This is a genomic window from Polynucleobacter rarus (assembly GCF_003072505.1).
In the GTDB taxonomy this organism is placed as follows: domain Bacteria; phylum Pseudomonadota; class Gammaproteobacteria; order Burkholderiales; family Burkholderiaceae; genus Polynucleobacter; species Polynucleobacter rarus.
The window spans coordinates 1,927,583-1,944,041 of record NZ_NTGB01000001.1; the positions used below are offsets into that span (position 1 = coordinate 1,927,583).

The 16,459-nt window shown below is 40.6% G+C and carries 16 protein-coding genes; 7 read left to right on the top strand and 9 right to left on the bottom strand.

Annotated elements, in window-relative coordinates:
* The first annotated feature begins 4 nt into the window (after window positions 1-4).
* Window positions 5-886, top strand: a complete 882-nt coding sequence (locus tag AOC35_RS09160) for an amidohydrolase family protein (protein WP_108646787.1) — start codon at window positions 5-7, stop codon at window positions 884-886.
* Between the two features lie 16 nt (window positions 887-902).
* Here the strand turns inward: AOC35_RS09160 and AOC35_RS09165 are convergent, their stop codons facing one another.
* A complete protein-coding gene (locus tag AOC35_RS09165; protein ID WP_108646788.1) occupies window positions 903-1,925 on the bottom strand; it encodes a cyclase family protein in 1,023 nt (340 codons plus the stop codon).
* 73 nt (window positions 1,926-1,998) lie between these two features.
* Here AOC35_RS09165 and AOC35_RS09170 point away from each other — a divergent pair, with 73 nt between their 5' ends.
* Complete coding sequence (locus AOC35_RS09170; RefSeq protein ID WP_108646789.1) at window positions 1,999-2,976, top strand: Bug family tripartite tricarboxylate transporter substrate binding protein; 978 nt, start codon at window positions 1,999-2,001, stop codon at window positions 2,974-2,976.
* Between the two features lie 14 nt (window positions 2,977-2,990).
* Here AOC35_RS09170 and AOC35_RS09175 read toward each other — a convergent pair whose 3' ends face one another.
* Together AOC35_RS09175 and AOC35_RS09180 are read right to left on the bottom strand one after the other, a co-directional pair.
* Window positions 2,991-4,388, bottom strand: a complete 1,398-nt coding sequence (locus AOC35_RS09175; RefSeq protein ID WP_108646790.1) for an acyclic terpene utilization AtuA family protein — start codon at window positions 4,386-4,388, stop codon at window positions 2,991-2,993.
* Window positions 4,389-4,425: 37 nt separating this feature from the next.
* Complete coding sequence (locus AOC35_RS09180) at window positions 4,426-4,731, bottom strand: DUF4387 domain-containing protein (protein WP_108646791.1); 306 nt, start codon at window positions 4,729-4,731, stop codon at window positions 4,426-4,428.
* Between the two features lie 175 nt (window positions 4,732-4,906).
* Between AOC35_RS09180 and AOC35_RS09185 the strand changes: the two genes are divergently transcribed.
* Genes AOC35_RS09185 through AOC35_RS09195 form a run of 3 tightly spaced genes read left to right on the top strand, consistent with a single transcriptional unit; the run spans window position 4,907 to window position 8,393 of the window.
* Window positions 4,907-6,625, top strand: coding sequence for a thiamine pyrophosphate-binding protein (locus AOC35_RS09185; RefSeq protein WP_108646792.1), 1,719 nt, complete (start codon window positions 4,907-4,909; stop codon window positions 6,623-6,625).
* Window positions 6,615-7,508, top strand: coding sequence for an SMP-30/gluconolactonase/LRE family protein (locus AOC35_RS09190; protein WP_108646793.1), 894 nt, complete (start codon window positions 6,615-6,617; stop codon window positions 7,506-7,508). Before AOC35_RS09185 ends, AOC35_RS09190 begins: the two co-directional genes overlap by 11 nt.
* A gap of 9 nt (window positions 7,509-7,517) precedes the next feature.
* On the top strand, window positions 7,518-8,393 hold the full coding sequence (locus tag AOC35_RS09195) for an SMP-30/gluconolactonase/LRE family protein (RefSeq protein ID WP_108646794.1): 876 nt from the start codon (window positions 7,518-7,520) through the stop codon (window positions 8,391-8,393).
* A 17-nt stretch (window positions 8,394-8,410) separates the two neighbouring features.
* On the opposite strand, the gene AOC35_RS09200 is transcribed toward AOC35_RS09195, so the two are convergent.
* The 6 genes from AOC35_RS09200 to AOC35_RS09225 all read right to left on the bottom strand — a co-directional run bounded on the left by AOC35_RS09200 (window position 8,411) and on the right by AOC35_RS09225 (window position 14,217).
* Window positions 8,411-8,938: a cupin domain-containing protein gene (locus tag AOC35_RS09200; protein ID WP_108646795.1), complete on the bottom strand. Its 528-nt coding sequence runs from the start codon at window positions 8,936-8,938 to the stop codon at window positions 8,411-8,413.
* Complete coding sequence (locus AOC35_RS09205) at window positions 8,939-9,517, bottom strand: cupin domain-containing protein (RefSeq protein WP_108646796.1); 579 nt, start codon at window positions 9,515-9,517, stop codon at window positions 8,939-8,941. It lies immediately after the preceding gene.
* Window positions 9,518-9,531: 14 nt separating this feature from the next.
* Window positions 9,532-10,503, bottom strand: a complete 972-nt coding sequence (locus tag AOC35_RS09210; RefSeq protein WP_159077539.1) for a Bug family tripartite tricarboxylate transporter substrate binding protein — start codon at window positions 10,501-10,503, stop codon at window positions 9,532-9,534.
* A 75-nt stretch (window positions 10,504-10,578) separates the two neighbouring features.
* Window positions 10,579-11,505 carry a LysR substrate-binding domain-containing protein gene (locus AOC35_RS09215; protein ID WP_108646798.1) on the bottom strand — a complete coding sequence of 309 codons (927 nt, stop codon included), beginning with the start codon at window positions 11,503-11,505 and terminating at the stop codon, window positions 10,579-10,581.
* A gap of 27 nt (window positions 11,506-11,532) precedes the next feature.
* A complete protein-coding gene (locus AOC35_RS09220; protein WP_108646799.1) occupies window positions 11,533-13,737 on the bottom strand; it encodes a xanthine dehydrogenase family protein molybdopterin-binding subunit in 2,205 nt (734 codons plus the stop codon).
* A gap of 9 nt (window positions 13,738-13,746) precedes the next feature.
* Window positions 13,747-14,217: a (2Fe-2S)-binding protein gene (locus tag AOC35_RS09225; protein WP_108646800.1), complete on the bottom strand. Its 471-nt coding sequence runs from the start codon at window positions 14,215-14,217 to the stop codon at window positions 13,747-13,749.
* Window positions 14,218-14,507: 290 nt separating this feature from the next.
* Here AOC35_RS09225 and AOC35_RS09230 point away from each other — a divergent pair, with 290 nt between their 5' ends.
* Together AOC35_RS09230 and AOC35_RS09235 are read left to right on the top strand one after the other, a co-directional pair.
* Entirely contained in the window at window positions 14,508-15,497 is a 990-nt protein-coding gene (locus AOC35_RS09230; protein WP_108646801.1) for a tripartite tricarboxylate transporter substrate binding protein, read from the top strand.
* 10 nt (window positions 15,498-15,507) lie between these two features.
* Window positions 15,508-16,422 carry a polysaccharide deacetylase family protein gene (locus tag AOC35_RS09235; protein ID WP_108648793.1) on the top strand — a complete coding sequence of 305 codons (915 nt, stop codon included), beginning with the start codon at window positions 15,508-15,510 and terminating at the stop codon, window positions 16,420-16,422.
* Window positions 16,423-16,459 lie beyond the last annotated feature (37 nt).

Here is a 16,459-nt window from a genome sequence, read left to right on the forward strand (position 1 = left end):
AGTTATGGCATTAGAACCAAATGTAGCTCCTCCCATAGTAGATACTTGGGAGCCTAAAAAACCCTTCCCGCATTTGTCATGCGATAGCCACGCTCATATTTTTGGTTCATTAGATCAGTATCCAATGCTGGCTAAAACTCACTTTATTCCGCATCTCAATCCTTTAGCTGATTATGTAAAGATGTTAAAAAAGATTGGTTGCGAGCGAGCCGTTTTAGTTCAGCCTAGTGTTTATGGGCCGAGCAATCTATTAATTGAAGAAGCGCTTGCGTCCAAAACATTTGATTTAAGAGCAGTCGCAGTTGTTAAGCCAGACATCTCTGATCAAGAGTTACTTAGACTACATGATTTAGGGTTTCGTGGCATCCGAATCAATACCGCCTCAGCCACATCCGGCCTAACTCTAAATGACGCAAAATCACTTGCACCACGATTAAAAGAATTGAATTGGCATCTACAATTTTTTATTAATGTGCGCAAACAACCTGAAATTGTTAACGAATTAATTACCTTACCAATTCCTATCGTGATTGATCATTATGGTTGTGTCGATGCATCTCTTGGACAAAATTCAGCAGGTTATCGCGCTTTAATGCGATTATTTTCCTATGAGCATGTTTGGGCAAAATTATCAGCCAATTATTTCTCATCCGCGGACTTTCCATTACATCGCGATGTTGCAAAAGTGGCCCAAGAGATGATGAGAATCATGCCAGATCGACTCGTTTGGGGAACAGATTGGCCGCATGTTAGCGCAAAGGATATGCTGGCTAATGATGGCCACCTTGCTAATTTACTCATCGATTGGACGCAGGACGATAACTTAATTAAAAAAATCTTAGTTGATAATCCAGCCAAACTCTATCAATTTAGCGATCCTGATTAATTCAATACTCTTCTGATTAGACGGTCGCAATTGGTGTAACGGGCGAACCAGCTGCCCCTGGTAAACGCAGTGGTGGCGCTGTTAACAAGAAACGACTACGTTGATGCTCCTTTAAATAATTAGCTAAGTCTGTCAAATACCAAAGTTCTCCTAAATGAATCCCGAGCTTAAATAAGCAGTGTTCATGAATCGGCAACATCGAACCACAATCGCCAATGTGATGTCGTATACCGAGGGTCGATGACGATTCAATGGCAAGATTATCGGAGGCAATTGCAACGAGACCACTATCTGTAATCCATTGCAAAATTTTTGGATCTGCACCGTCTAAGACTGCACAAGCTGTTTTAATGGATGGATCAGGTCCTTTACTAGGACTATTCATAATTAACTCACCAAGTCCAGTGTTCAAGCAAACAATATCTCCCTCTTCTACGATGATATGATCTTTTTTAAAAATATCCTGGAGCATCTCAAAGTTGACATAGACTCTTTCGTACCCAAAGTGTTTTTGGAAATCAATCATGACGCCTCTACCCTGAACCGTTTTCTCCGCCAAGTTCGCAATAGAGAGGTTATATGCCCCTAACTCACCTTGGGTTCCCTGATTGTTCTCATCCACGATTTGCCAACCGTTATAAAAAACTTTCTTTTTAATACCATTCCCGTCCACATCAAATTGAGATCCTTTGTGAGCTAGTGCGTCCCACTGTGTCGAGTATTGGCTATATAACATCACTGCCTCATCTGAACTTACATCGACAATCCGCCCATCAAATTTTTCCATTTCTAAATTAAACACCTTATGTCCATGGCGAAAAACTTGATGAAATTCAGGTGCCTTACGATGATCGTTTAACACCATACCACCGGGCCGATCTAAAGGTAAACTAAGACAAAAAGTAATTCCAGTCAGAACTTCCTTCATCGCACTCAGACGCTTTTCTGGTGTAATCAAGTTGATGCGTCCATATCGATCATCATCACCAAAGTCACCCCAATTTGAGCCCTCAGGTCTAATCTTCCAACGTTGATTCAAGACATACTCCCTATTTGATTTGTTGAAGTTTAGCGTTTAATATTGAAGTAATTATTATTACATTGGAGACGAGATGATTTATAAATTCATCCTTTTATTACTACTGAGTAATTTTTCATTTAATCTGTTCGCCCAGTCTGCAGCCTCGAGCTACCCGAATCGAACCATCAAAGTAATCGTACCTTATGTTGCTGGGGGAGCTGCAGATATTACAGCACGCGTTATTTGTCAGAAACTTTCAGAAAATCTCGGTCAATCCATTGTGGTAGAAAATCAACCTGGTGCAAATGGCATGATCGGAACGGCGATGGTCGCTAAGGCGCCTCCTGATGGCTATACCTTAGTGGTAGCTGCTAGTGGTCCAATCGTCATCGCTCCGGCACTTTACCCACAAATGACTTACGATCCAATGAAGGATTTGGCACCTGTTAGTAACTTAACCGTTTTTCAATATGCTGTTGCTGTTCGCCAAGAATCACCGATTAAAGATATGAAAGACTTGATTAACTTAGCAAAAGCCAATCCAGGCACTTTGAGCTATGGGTCTACCGGCATCGGTGGTGGCGGTCACTTAGCAGGAGTAAGGCTTGAGCAAGTGTCTGGTACAAAATTGATTCATGTGCCTTATAAAGGTGGAGCCGCGATTTGGACTGACCTATTGGGTGGTCAATTGTCATTTACTTTTGAAGCAGTTGTGACAGCCTTACCGATGGTCAAAAGTAATAAAATGAGAGTATTTGCAGTCACTAGTGCTAAAAGAGCAACTAATCTTCCTAATGTGCCAACCTTAGCCGAACTAGGATTCAAGGACTATGACATTAGTCAATTTCAAGGGATGTTTGCACCAGGAAAAACAGATCCAATGATTATTCAGAAGTTACAAACCGAAATCGCTAAAGTAGTAAAAAATCCTGAAATTATTAAGCGATTAGTAAATGATGGTGGTAACGAATTAATTGGTAATACTCCAGAGGAATTTTCAGCTCAAATCAAATCAGAACTTGCTATGTATACAAAGCTCATTAAAGAAAATAGCATTAAAGCGGAGTAAACTTTGTAGTCAGTTCACAGTTCGATGACACTAGGCTCAAATAAATTCTCATCGCCATGAATATCAATAATATGGTAAACGCTGAATTTATAAGCTGTGCCAATAGATACCTCTGGGGGCGTAAACGGGAAGGCAATATTGCCTCCCGTTGAAAGCCTGTTTGGATAACCGTAGTGTAATAAATACTGTTTAGTGGTTCGAACTACTTCAGAGGCTCTTTCTAGAGTTGGTGCTATGCACTCAATCATTAAAAAGACTTCATCTGGCACAGAGGGTTGAATGGGGCGATCTGTGACTCCATTAATGCCATAAATTCTTGGGAAAAGTTGATAGTCCTTCGGAATATCTTCACATACTAATTCTTCAACAATTTTTTCGACTTCACGAAGAATTATTTCATGATTAGCAATGAACTTAGGATCCGCGGCGCCGCATAATAAAACTGCGCGCTCACCAACCTTTGTAGAACCCTCTAACTTAATAGTTTTCTTATTAGACTCAATCCACTTAGCTCCACTAATTCTGCTCGAACGATCAGAAATTTGTTCGTATTTTGCTTCGTGTAAATCAACGTATCCTTCAGGCTCAATGATTAAAAAAGGATCATTTTGTTCATAAAGGCTATGCGCAGCAATCGACATCGGTAATGCCTTACGTTGGGGAGCCATACTTTCTAATTCAAAATACTCTTTATCTAAAGTAGCCAGAATAGAATCTCTTCCACCGGGGGTGCAACATAAAGAAGCACACTCAATTATTTTCGCCATATGGATTGAAAGTCCAATATCAAAACCTAGTAAAACAGGTAAAGCTGAAAAAATAGCCGTGTCACATGCACGCCCAGCAATTAAAATATCAATGTCTAATTCGATGGCTTTTTGAAAATCAGTCAAGCCCATTTGACCAACTAAGTTCGTAGTATTTGCTAACTCCTCCATCGACAAATCGGGCATACCATCTACACCAATAATTTCTTGCCGAAGAATACTTCTTTCTACAATCGATTTAGGTACATCACCAGGAATAACAGCCATTCTGAAAGAAAGTTTGTCTTCTTTCGCTATTTCACGAATGATGTCAATTGTTTGTTCTAAATGCGGCGCAGCACCTGCCGAGCCAGCAGAGCCAATAATCAGTGGGATATCTAGTTTTCTGGCTCCAAGAATCACTTTTCGTAAGTCTCTTTTGGTTGAGGCTCTGGCTGTCGCCATTTGACCACTTCCTAAATAATAGGGTCCTATATCAATGGAACCCATATCGCAACCAATCAAATCAGGACTCTGCTCAAGTCCTCGCTGAAAGGCGGGCGTTGGAATACCGTAACCTAACTGACCTGATGCACCGATAATTTTTAATGGCCGGTATGCTGGTCGGCCTGCAAATTCTTTTATTAACTTTCCTGTAGCACTCATATCAATCTTTATTTTTTATCAATACTATTTAAATAAGCTACTCAATCTCAAGATTAAATAACCGTGCGTGTTGTTGAGCACCGTAAACATCTTTATCACCTGGGTCACCTGCTGTGACTTTTCGTGGGAGACTATATTTAATTGCCATTGAAATGGGATACTGAATTTCTTTAATTTGATCCTCGGGGATGTCATACAGTTCAGAAATGGTCTTTTTACTCAAGCCGTTGCTCGAACATACACGATTGAAGTCTGCTTCATTAGCAAACATAATATCTAAAGTCGTGCATCGTGGACCCGCATTTTTACTTCGAATTACTTTCGCAATATCCATTAGTTTCATAACAACGCATCTCCTTGAATTTTTATTATAGAGGTCATCTTATCACGCTCAATCAAAGAGTAATTACCTCTTTTGCAAGACGATATTCTATCAATATAGTTCTATAACTAAGAGTTCCTATACCTGTAAATTGAACTTTAGTATGATGAAAGAATAATTATTTTTAGGAGTCAAAATGACGCAAATGACAGGCTCACGCTTATTTGCTGAGATGCTCAGAGATTACGATGTAAGCCATGTTTTTTACATCCCAGCAATTATGCTAGGCGGTCTCGCTGAAATGGAAAACATGGGCATCAAACGGATTATGACGCATGGAGAAAAATCAGCTGCTTACATGGCTGATGGCTATGCTAGGGCTAGTGGCAAACCAGGTATCTGCATGTCACAACAAATTGGTGGCTCGAACCTTGCGGCTGGTTTAAGAGACGCTTATATGGCATCTGCACCACTGATTGCTATTACAGGTGGCCCTCCTACTAATGCACATTATAAAAATGGCTATCAAGAAGTAGAAGACTTTAGTCAATTTGATAGTGTGACGAAATTCAATGCACGCATTGACGACATTTCTAGAATGCCTGATTTAATTCGGCAAGCCTTTAGAAGTGCCACTTCAGGTACACCAGGGCCTGTTCATTTACAAATTAAAGGACCGCATGGGCAGATTGCCAATGGCACAAGCGATCTCAATTCACTCACTGAAAAACGATTTTCTAAAATTCCAGCCTTTCGACCAAAAGCTTCAGATGAGGATATTCTACAAACTCTAACCCTTCTCAAGAGCGTTTCAAAGCCTATTATTGTCGCTGGGGGTGGTGTCATTTCCTCTGGAGCGCAACAAGAATTAATTACATTTGCCCAGCTTCTTGGCATTCCTGTGGCCTGTTCTTTAAATGGTAAAGCGGTCATACCAGATAATCACCCTTTAGCCGTTGGTGTCGTTGGCTCCTATTCAAGAGAATGTGCTAACAAAACAGTATGTGAAGCTGATTTAGTATTTTTTATTGGTAGTAAAACAGGTGGACAAACCACGGTTGATTGGGCTGTTCCCCCAACGGGAACCACTGTGATTCAACTTGATATAGAAGGTGTTGAGTTGGGTCGAAACTATCCTAATTCCGTTTCACTCAATGGTGATGCTAAAGTTGTTTTACAACAGATACTCGACCTTTGTGAAAGCAATGGATATTCGAGTTCTACTTTTGCGAACTATACCCCATGGGTCGAGCACACCCAAACTTTAGTAAAGAAATGGCGCGATGATTTTTTTGAATTATTAAATTCGAATCAGACTCCCATTCGACCAGAGCGGATTTGTCAGGCCATTTCAAATAGCCTACCCAAAGATGGTGTTGTGGTATCGGATACGGGACATTCCGGAATGTGGACAGGGGCAATGGTTCAACTGCAACACAGCACTCAATCCTATATTCGCTGTGCAGGATCGATGGGCTGGGGCTTCCCAGGTGCGATGGGGGTGAAATGTGCCTTACCTGATCAAACAGTTGTTTGCTTCACTGGCGATGGTGCTTTTTATTACCATATTGCAGAACTCGAAACAGCTGCGCGTTTCAATATCAACTTGATTGTTGTAGTCAATAATAATGGCGCTCTCAACCAAGAAATACCATTATGGGATAGCGCATACGGTAGTAAGGAAGCCGCTGGTAATGCTGAATTAAAAGCTTTGTGGCAATTTGAAACAATTAATTTTGCCGAATTGGCTCAATCTTTGGGCTGTGTTGGGATTCGAATTACCGATCCAAATCAATTAGAAGAAACATTACAACATGCCTTTACTCTAAATAAACCTGTTGTAATTGATGTGGTCAGTGATGTGAACGCTTTTGCCAAGAAAGCATGGACACCAAAGGATACCTATGGATATTGAAATTTGCTCTCCTGAATTTTTAGAAATTATTGATCCCCACCCTACTTTAGATAATATTGCCCAGGGATTTACCTTTGCAGAGGGACCGGTTTGGGACAAAAGAAATCAACAACTGTTTTTCGTAGACATCATCGGCAGTAAGGTTTGGAAATGGAAACCTGGTGTTGGCAAAGAAATGATTTTGAACCCTTCTGGCCATATGAATGGTATGACCTTTGATTTGCAAGGTCGTTTATTAGTGGCTGGGTGGTGTAATCGTCAAATCCTTCGCTTTGAAGCTGATGGCAGTATTTCAACCGTCGCCTCTCATTATGATGGTAAGAAATTTAATAGTCCCAATGATATTGTTGTCAAATCCGATGGTTCTATTTACTGGACGGACTCAGCTGGTGGACTAGTGATACCAGGCATGGTTGCCCAGGACGTACAACGTTATCTCGATTTTCAAGGCGTTTTTAGACTCTCTCCTGATGGCAAGATTGTTAGTCTTGCGATCGAAGATTGTACTTACCCGAATGGGTTGGCATTTTCTCCAGATGAGAAGTTGCTTTATGTTAACGACACAAAACTTGCTCAGATTAGATCTTTTGAAGCCAGAGCTGATGGCACGATGGGGCCAGGTAAAGTTTTTTATCAACTCTCAGGTGATGAGGATGGTGTTGCTGATGGGATGAAAGTAGATAGCAAAGGAAATGTTTACTGTACTGGGCCAGGTGGGGTTCATGTCATTAGTCCAGCAGGTAAGTTACTTGGCAAATTAAAGATTCATGGTCACTGCACCAACATGGCTTGGGGCGACAGTGATTGGCAGTCTTTATATATTACAACTTTTAATAATGTTTACCGCACACGTTTGAAGGTTGCCGGTATTGAAACTTGGTAGGGGTAAGTCATGAATCGTACTTTTGAAAAAGTAGCAGGGCCTTTTAATAGTAATATCGGTGGCATTCTTTGGTATGAAGGCACCCTCTTATTTAGCTTGATGGAAGAACTACTTCTTCAGCAGTGGCAACCAACAACGAACTCAATTACTACTTTTAGAGCCTATACAGGACGGATGAATGGAATGGCACTAGCGAAGGACGGTAGTATTTTTGTCTGCCAAGAAGGTGGCAGAAGAATCATTCAATTACAACCGAACGGAAGTGCAAATGTCACTGCAACACGTTTTGAAGGATTAATTCATAACCACCCTTATGATTTATCTATTGATTCAAAAAATCGTGTTTGGTTTTCAGATCCTCATAGTGGCACGCAAGCATTTGGTCCACAAATTTTCCCACCGTTATCACATGCTTCGATCATGCGCCTAGAAAAAGACCAAATTGGTCATTGGACAATTCGAAGAATGAGTTTTGATACTGAAAGTCCAAAAGCAATTATCTTATCCGATAATGAAGAAACACTTTACGTTGCTGAAAACCCAACTTCGCTTACAAAGAATAGAGAGTTAAGAGCTTATCCTCTCCTATCCAACGGTGAATTAGGCAAGTTCCGTGTCTTACATAGTTTTGGCCATGATGAAAAAGGAATTCATGGTGGTATTCACGGACTATGCAAAGATGATTCAGGAAATATTTATGCTTGTGCAGGTGATTCAGGGTCGAGTTTACAAGCCGCTATTTATGTCTTTTCAAGCGAAGGCAATCTCATAGAAGGGATTCCTTTTACTCATGGAATCCCGCTGCGAGCGACCTTTGGCAACGATAATGAAAAGGTGCTTTATGTCACAAGTAGCGATCGGTGTATTTATAAAGTTACGATTTAATGAGTACCTTTAAAATCCTAACGTGCACAGTGTGATGAAATAGCAATCGTGCAAGCTTGAGAGCTATGATTACTCCAAGCATGGCGCGTTGCCCTTTGCACCACCGTATCGCCCTCCTGAAGTATTACTTTTTCTTTATCTAAAATAAGAGTAATTTCACCTTTTAGAATGACGCATAAATCTAAAGTTTGTGTCTTTTGTAAATATGGATGTAAGTTTTGATTGACTTGCATCGCATGCTCTGCCCCAACTGATTTGTAATAATTGGCGATTTTCCTTGAGTCAATATTATCTCGCCAAATACTATCAGGGGGAAATTGATAAATATGAAAAATCGAACCACCTTCTAATGGTTCTAATAACTCAGGTGCATCATCAACCCAACTCAGATCATGAATCATGGCTGGACTTGAATTAGTTAACCAGATTTTCTGCCGATAAAAGCCAGGCCTCGCGGGATCTAATAAATGATTTTGCAAATGATCATCTGCTAAGGCGAAGGATTGATCTTGATCGTTATCGATGGTTACAATTCTGCGCACCATTTATAGATCCCCCACCTTCTGCTTACCAACTCCGCCCATCATAATGAATGCCATTAAACTGGTATCAGTTGGATTTGTCCAACCATGCCAGTTAGCGAGTTGTACCACAACATCACCAGGTAACAATTCTCTATGGCCATCGTCAAGAATAAGCGTTCTCTTACCAGTCAACATAACTCCATAATCAATCGTTGCTGATTGATGAACTGGAGAACTATAGGCATTTTGTCCACCCCGATCCCAAGTATGGCCATTTTTTCTTAATGTCGGTGCATGTAAAGGGACTGCAGTTGTATCTTGCGAGGGATCATAATTTGCTGGCTTACTAGCAGATTGCACGATGCGTAAATGTCCACCACTAGCTGGTGGATCAAATGAAAAAGGTAAATTGCCATCATCTCGTGAACCATTAACGATTGCGGGTAATTTTTCATATACCCAAATATCGGTCATCCCAGCACTTGCTGCAATGGTGCCAATATTGACGTTAGGTGCGTAACTATCATAGATAACACCGGATAAGCCTTGCTCATCATTCCCTGTTACTACTCGCCGAATCGGACGCATTTTTAATGTCATAACAAAGTTTTTATTTAATAAGGTTGAATATTGCCAGTTTTGATTACTTCACTAGAACGACTGATATCACTTTTTACAAATTGAGCAAACTCCTCGATTGAACTACCCAAGGGCTCAAAGCCTGCAGCAACTGCTTTAGCTTGTACTTCCTTCTGATGCATTACTTTGACAAACTCTTTATTGAGTTTTTCTATGACGCTTTTGGGCGTTTTAGCTGGCACATGAATTCCATTCCAACCAACAATCGCAAAATTGGGATAACCCTCCTCAGCTACAGTTGGTATTTCTGGTAATACCGAATAACGTTTAGGACTACTTACAGCGATAGCTCGTAGTTGATTTGACCTTATAAATGGCAGTGCAGAAGGAGCTGGCACAAACATACAATTAACTTGTCCACCTAACAAATCGGTTACTCCTGCTGCTGCACTTTTATAAGGTATATGCAAAATATCAATGCCGGCCATTTGCTTTAACATTTCTCCGGCCAAATGCGCAGGTGTACCGTTACCTGAGGAGGCATAATTTAATTTTCCGGGCTGAGTTTTTGATGCGGCAATAAAATCTTTTAGCGATTTAATTGGCGAAGATGAATTAACCACCAAAATAAAAGGTAAGGTTGCTAATAAGCTGACTGGAGCTAAATCATTTTGAAAATCGTAGGGCATTTTTGGTTGTAAAACACTATTGATGGTAAATGATCCTGTACTCAGAAGTAAGGTATAACCATCTGGTACTGACTTTGCAACAGTATCTCCGGCAATGATCCCGCCTGCTGCAGGTCGCGCATCCACCACAACAGCTTGTCCCCAATCCTCTGTAATTTTCTCACCAGTTATCCGCGCAAGACTATCAGGTCCAGGACCCACTATGACACGAAGTGGTTTATCTGGAAAATTTTGCGCTAAAGAAATACTAGAAATTAAGCATAAAAGTAAAGTAACTTTTCTTATGAGGAAATAAATTGGATTAGATATCTCTGCCATACAGTCTCCTTGATATTCTTTACAAATCATATCTTTTTATTGAACAAAGTAAAAAGAACATTTCATTCTGATACATTACTTCTTGTTATAAAGTACGCCATTGAGGTGTTCACCATTCCAATTAGGGCAGACCATCGTAATGAAATCTTCCATGTAATGACGTAAATATTTCCCTCTTCGAACTTGGATAAAAATTGGAATCGATGGGAATAGTCCACCCGCATCCAAAATCATTAAGCCTTTATCACGGTTTTTTGCATATGCAATAGTAGGAATAATTGCAATTCCATGCCCAATATTTACATACGTTTTAATTACATCCGTGTCAGTAGCACTTAATACAAAATTTGGTTTTAACCCATTATTTTCAAAAACTTGCTTTATTCCCGAGCCACCAGCAAGACTGGCATCTAAAGAAATAATTGAATATTGTGCAATTTTCTCAAGTGTTATTTTTTTTAGTTTTACTAATGGATGACCCTCTGGAACAAGGATAGATCGCTCAATGGTTGAATATGGAAATAGAATCAGTTCCTCTGGACTTTCATCAAAGGTAGCACTAATCCCTATATCAGCCTCACCAGAAATAATCCAATTTGCTACTTGATAAGGATCAGATTGTCGAAGGCTAACCGTGACATGCGGATACAGCTCACTAAATTTTTTAATAATTTTCGGTAGTACATAACCTGCGTGCAGGTGAGTCGTAGCAACAACTAATGAGCCCTCGTTTTTAGCCGAAAATTCTTCCCCTATTTTTTTTAAGTTGAGGGCATCACTCAACATTCTTTGGGCGACTGCATAGACTTCCTCGCCGGGCGGAGTCAAACCCAGGATTCGATTCCCTTTACGAACTAACAATAAAACTCCAAGCTCACCTTCTAAGAGCTGGATTTGCTTACTGATTCCAGGTTGAGAGGTAAAAAGTCTCTCAGCTGCTTTCGATACGTTAAATTTCGTTTCAACGACCGCACAAAGATACCTTAATTGCTGTAAATTCATAAAAAGTTATACAGCACTTTGCTTTCTCTAGACTAGACGATTATTTTTAATCGGTAAATCACGAACTGGTTTACCCGTTGCGGCGTAGATAGCGTTGACTACAGCAGGTGCAACCACTGCAATCGTTGGCTCGCCAATACCGCCCCAAATTTTATTGCCCGTCGAATGAATATGAGTTTCAACCTTAGGCATTTCTGCAAGCCTTAATACGCGATAAGTATCAAAGTTCTTTTGTTTTACGCGCCCCCGCTCAATGGTGCATTCTCCCCACATCGCGGCACTCAAACCATAAACAATTGAACCTTCCACCTGCGCTTCAATTTGCCCAGGATTAACAGCGTATCCGCAATCAACGACTAACACTACGCGGTGGACTTTCACTTGGCCTAGCTTATCTACTGATAACTCAACAACTGCCGCAGAATGGGTGCCATAACTCATGAATTGACTAATACCTCTAAAAACACCTTTTGGTAATTTTGTTCCCCAACCTGCTTTTGCAGCTGCCAAGTTCAAAGTAGCTAGTTGCTTTGGGTGATGCGTTAAAGATTTTCTAAACTCATAAGAATCCGCCTTGGCCGCTTTTGCAATTTCTTCAATAAAGGCTTCAACATAAAAAGAGTTTTGTGGAACGTTGACACCGCGCCAAGTACCAACCGGCACATGAGTATTTCTCATGGCCCACTCCACTTTTACATTCGGGGCTTTATAACAAAGTTGTTGATCACTATTTGGATCGCCAAATAGTCCTTGTAACTGAAAATCATCTTTATAACCTGTCATATCTGCACTTGGATTTCGCCAGGCATAAATAGATTGTCCAGAAATGCGAATCTTTAAACTGGTGAGTTGATTTTTTTCATCTAAAGCAGCTGATAACTTTGCTTGAGTAATCGGTCGATATTGGCCGTGGGTCATATCTTCTTCACGGGTCCAAATCATTTTGATGGGCACACCGGGCATTTGCTTAGCGATTTCGACAGCGCTAATGACATAATCTGATACCCGACCTCGCCTACCAAAGCCACCACCTGGATCATAACGATTGACCTTACATTGCTCTAAGGGTAATCCTAAAGTTTTAGACATCGCCAACTGTGCACCTTGAGGATCTTGGGTTGGTACCCAAATTTCTGCCATATCACTACTTACTTTAGCCACACAATTCATCGGCTCCATCGTAGCGTGTGCTAAAAAAGGAGCAGAGTAAGTAGCTTCTACTTTTTTAACGGCTTTGGATAAATCATTCTCTACATTACCTTCATTACGGAATACATAAACGCCCTCATTTGAAGTTAGTCCGTTTTGTAAATAGGCATGAATGACTGAGTCACTAGTTAAACCTAAATTGGATTCATCCCAGGTGACCTTTACTTTTTCACTAGCAACTTTCGCATGCCACCAAGTATCTGCGATGACAGCAAAAGCTTCATTATTAATTTGGATGATTTTTTTGACACCAGCCATTTTGAATGCATCACTTGAATCAAAGGAATTAATCTTCGTACCAAAGACAGGTGCAGAAATATAAATTGCATTTAACATACCCGGTAACTGCACATCAACTGCGTAAACTTTGCTACCGTCGAGCTTGTCTTTCGTATCAAGGCGCTTTACTGGCTTACCAACTATTTTCCAATCACTTGGATTTTTCAGTTGAATCGTTTTTGGATCGGGTGGTGTTAATTTAGTAGCTGCTTGTGCCACTTTTCCATAACTCGTCGTTTTTCCAGAAATAGAATGGCGAATAATCCCGTCGCTTACGGTAAGTTCAGAAACTGGTACCTGCCATTCGTTGGCTGCGGCTTGCAGAAGAACGGCTCTAGCAGTTGCACCACCACGCCTTACGTAATCTTGAGAAAACCTGAGGCCAAAGCTACCAACCGTCAACATGTCACCCCAGATATTTTTTCTACTTAAGTTAGCGTTTGAGGAAACTCTTTCAGTTTTGACCTTTTTCCAATCACAATCTAATTCTTCTGCTACGAGTTGAGCAAGACCTGTGAGAGTACCTTGTCCCATTTCGACCCTAGCAATTCGAATAATGCAGGTATCGTCTGGTTCAACCACTACCCAAGCATTGACCTCGAGAGTCTCTATATCTTTCGCTGAAGTGGTAAAAGGTATCTGAAAACCTAGGGCAAATCCCGTGGTCAGAATCGTTGAATTTTTAATAAATTTTCTACGCGGGAGATCTTTTACTTGAGGCTTTAAATCATGTGATGAAGTCATAAAGATCTCCTAAGCTTGTTTGTCTTTTTTTGCAATTCCGACCGCAGTATGAATTGCTTGCCGAATGCGTTGATAAGTACCACAACGACAGATATTAGTCATTTGATTATCAATATCTTGATCTGTAGGATTAGGCTTATTTTTTAGTAATGCCGCTGCCGCCATAATCTGGCCTGACTGGCAATAACCACATTGCGGGACATCAACCTCAGCCCAGGCTTTTTGTACAGGATGAGTAGCATTTTCTGATAAGCCTTCGATGGTAGTGATTTGATCACCATCTTTAAGCATTGATAATTTGTAGATACAAGAACGCATCAACTGTCCGTTAATATGAACAGAGCAAGCACCACACTGGGCAATTCCACAACCAAATTTAGTACCGGTTAAGCCAATTTGTTCGCGCAAAATCCAAAGCAGTGGAGTATCTGGTTCGGTATTCACCTCGATTACGCGACCATTCACATTTAAACGAGTCATATTTGTCTCCTTATTATCGTTTCAAATGTACCCTGTCTGATCTAACTGGACTATTAGTAGTAGTACTGAGCGTTAGGAAAATCAAGAGTTTTTGCGTAAATTGATTTCATTATTAAGTAGCTTTCACAATCACGGTGCATGGATCAAGAACTATTCCCTTTTTAAAAAAGAAATGCACCGAAATATTATGGTTTACCCTAAAAACTTCTTTGCGTTTCCTTTAGATACAGTAAATTAAAAATCTAACTATTGCTTTACCTCAAACTTTTAAAACTTATTTAAGGAAGAACATGTCAACGTATTTTCGTAAAATTCCAACCCTTCTTTTGACAGCCCTTACTTTGATTGGAATGAATTCAAGCTTCGCTGAAGACATTTCTGACTATCCATCCAAACCCATTCGGTTAATTGTTGGATTTGCAACGGGTGGAATTTCTGATGTCATTGCAAGAGCCTTATCTTCCAAAATTACAGAACAAACTGGACATGCGATTATTGTCGAAAACAAACCTGGTGCTGGAACCACCATTGCAGCAGACTATATTGCTAAATCTGCTCCTGATGGCTATACCATTTTTCTGCAAGATATGACGACTCATGCCATCAATGCTAGCTTATATAAAAAGTTATCCTACGATACGCAAAAAGATTTTTCACCGATTACGCTCGTCGCTTCTACTCCGTTGATGCTCGTCATCAATCCGAGTTTAAAGGTGAATAATCTAAAGGAATTTATTGCTCTAGCCAAAAAACAATCTGATACTTTATCTTATTCATCCTCAGGTAACGGTGCGGTGACTCATCTAGCAGCTGAAACCTTTAATCGGATGGTGGGTATTAACCCAGTCCACGTCCCCTTTAAAGGTAGCTCTCCCTCTACCCAAGCGGTACTTGCTGGTGATGTTGCTTTCTCCTTCTCAAGTATGCCACCCGCAATTACTCTTGTTCAAAGTAAAAAACTGATTGGACTAGGTGTAACGACACTAAAGAGAATTAGTTCAAACCCGGATGTTCCTACGATGGTGGAGGCAGGTTTACCTGGCTATGACTTTGTTTTATATAACGGTATCCTTGGGCCTAAAGGCATGTCACCTGAATTAGTGAAGAAAATCAGTCAAATGTTTGTTAATGCCGTGAATAGTCCAGATATGAAACAAATCTTTTCAAATTTAGGTGCTGACGTCATTACTAATAGTCCTGCCGAGTTTACTCATCTAATGAGTGAAGAAAGCCTTAAAATGGCTAAGGCTGTAAAAATTTCTGGTGCACAAATTGATTAAAAAGGATGTCATGACTTCATTACCGTTATTACCCAAACACACTCGATACGACTACATACCCCTTACAGAGAGAAAAGATTACAGTTGGCCAGGTGGCAAACGCCTTGCTTTCACTATAACCACGAACGTAGAGTGTTTCGCTTTTGGAGCAGGGCTTGGACATGACCCCGCCAAAACTGGAGAGCCACAAACGCATCGAAACTACTCATGGCGTGACTATGGCAATCGAATTGGTATTTGGCGTTTCTTTGAGTTATTTGAGGAACTTGGCATACCGGTCGGTCACAACGTTAATAGTTTATTGTATGAATATGCGCCCCAAATTATGAGTGCGATTCGTGCGCGCGGTGATGAATTTGTAGCGCATGGTCGCACCAACGCAGAAAACTTACGTGGTATGTGGCAGGCTGATGAGCAACGAATTATTCAAGAAGTAGTTGACACCTTCATCAAGCATGAGGGTGTCGCACCTAAAGGTTGGATGGGTGCAGGTGCTTATGAAACATCCTTCACTCCTGACTTACTTAAAGAAGCTGGCTTTCAGTATCTAATGGACTGGCCAATGGATGATCAGCCGATTTGGATCAATACCCGTAGTGGACCGATTCTATCAATCCCTTACCCTATTGAACTCAATGACTCTCAAGTCATTATTCATCGCAAACAAGATGCCACTGATTTTTGTGACATGATTGTCGACCAGTTTGATGAAATGATTGAACAGTGTATTGCCCATCCACTCGTGATGAATATCTCGATTCATCCCTATGTGTTTGGTCAACCCTTTAGACTACGAAATCTTCGTTTGGCCCTAAAGCATTGTTTAGACCATCCCAATATCGACCGTGTTTGGGTAACCAAACCCTGTGATATTTCCGACTATTGTTATAGCTTACCGCCAGGAATTATTCCAGGTAGTTATTAACACTGAAGTACTATAAAAAATCCTGGGTTCACTTTTA

Bases quoted from the DNA above. Each gene is read 5' to 3' on its own strand.
- AOC35_RS09160 (WP_108646787.1), top strand. From the start codon at position 5: ATGGCATTAGAACCAAATGTAGCTCCTCCCATAGTAGATACTTGGGAG.
- AOC35_RS09170 (WP_108646789.1), top strand. From the start codon at position 1,999: ATGATTTATAAATTCATCCTTTTATTACTACTGAGTAATTTTTCATTT.
- AOC35_RS09175 (WP_108646790.1), bottom strand. From the start codon at position 4,388: ATGAGTGCTACAGGAAAGTTAATAAAAGAATTTGCAGGCCGACCAGCA.
- AOC35_RS09180 (WP_108646791.1), bottom strand. From the start codon at position 4,731: ATGAAACTAATGGATATTGCGAAAGTAATTCGAAGTAAAAATGCGGGT.
- AOC35_RS09185 (WP_108646792.1), top strand. From the start codon at position 4,907: ATGACGCAAATGACAGGCTCACGCTTATTTGCTGAGATGCTCAGAGAT.
- AOC35_RS09190 (WP_108646793.1), top strand. From the start codon at position 6,615: ATGGATATTGAAATTTGCTCTCCTGAATTTTTAGAAATTATTGATCCC.
- AOC35_RS09195 (WP_108646794.1), top strand. From the start codon at position 7,518: ATGAATCGTACTTTTGAAAAAGTAGCAGGGCCTTTTAATAGTAATATC.
- AOC35_RS09200 (WP_108646795.1), bottom strand. From the start codon at position 8,938: ATGGTGCGCAGAATTGTAACCATCGATAACGATCAAGATCAATCCTTC.
- AOC35_RS09205 (WP_108646796.1), bottom strand. From the start codon at position 9,517: ATGACATTAAAAATGCGTCCGATTCGGCGAGTAGTAACAGGGAATGAT.
- AOC35_RS09210 (WP_159077539.1), bottom strand. From the start codon at position 10,503: ATGGCAGAGATATCTAATCCAATTTATTTCCTCATAAGAAAAGTTACT.
- AOC35_RS09215 (WP_108646798.1), bottom strand. From the start codon at position 11,505: ATGAATTTACAGCAATTAAGGTATCTTTGTGCGGTCGTTGAAACGAAA.
- AOC35_RS09220 (WP_108646799.1), bottom strand. From the start codon at position 13,737: ATGACTTCATCACATGATTTAAAGCCTCAAGTAAAAGATCTCCCGCGT.
- AOC35_RS09225 (WP_108646800.1), bottom strand. From the start codon at position 14,217: ATGACTCGTTTAAATGTGAATGGTCGCGTAATCGAGGTGAATACCGAA.
- AOC35_RS09230 (WP_108646801.1), top strand. From the start codon at position 14,508: ATGTCAACGTATTTTCGTAAAATTCCAACCCTTCTTTTGACAGCCCTT.
- AOC35_RS09235 (WP_108648793.1), top strand. From the start codon at position 15,508: ATGACTTCATTACCGTTATTACCCAAACACACTCGATACGACTACATA.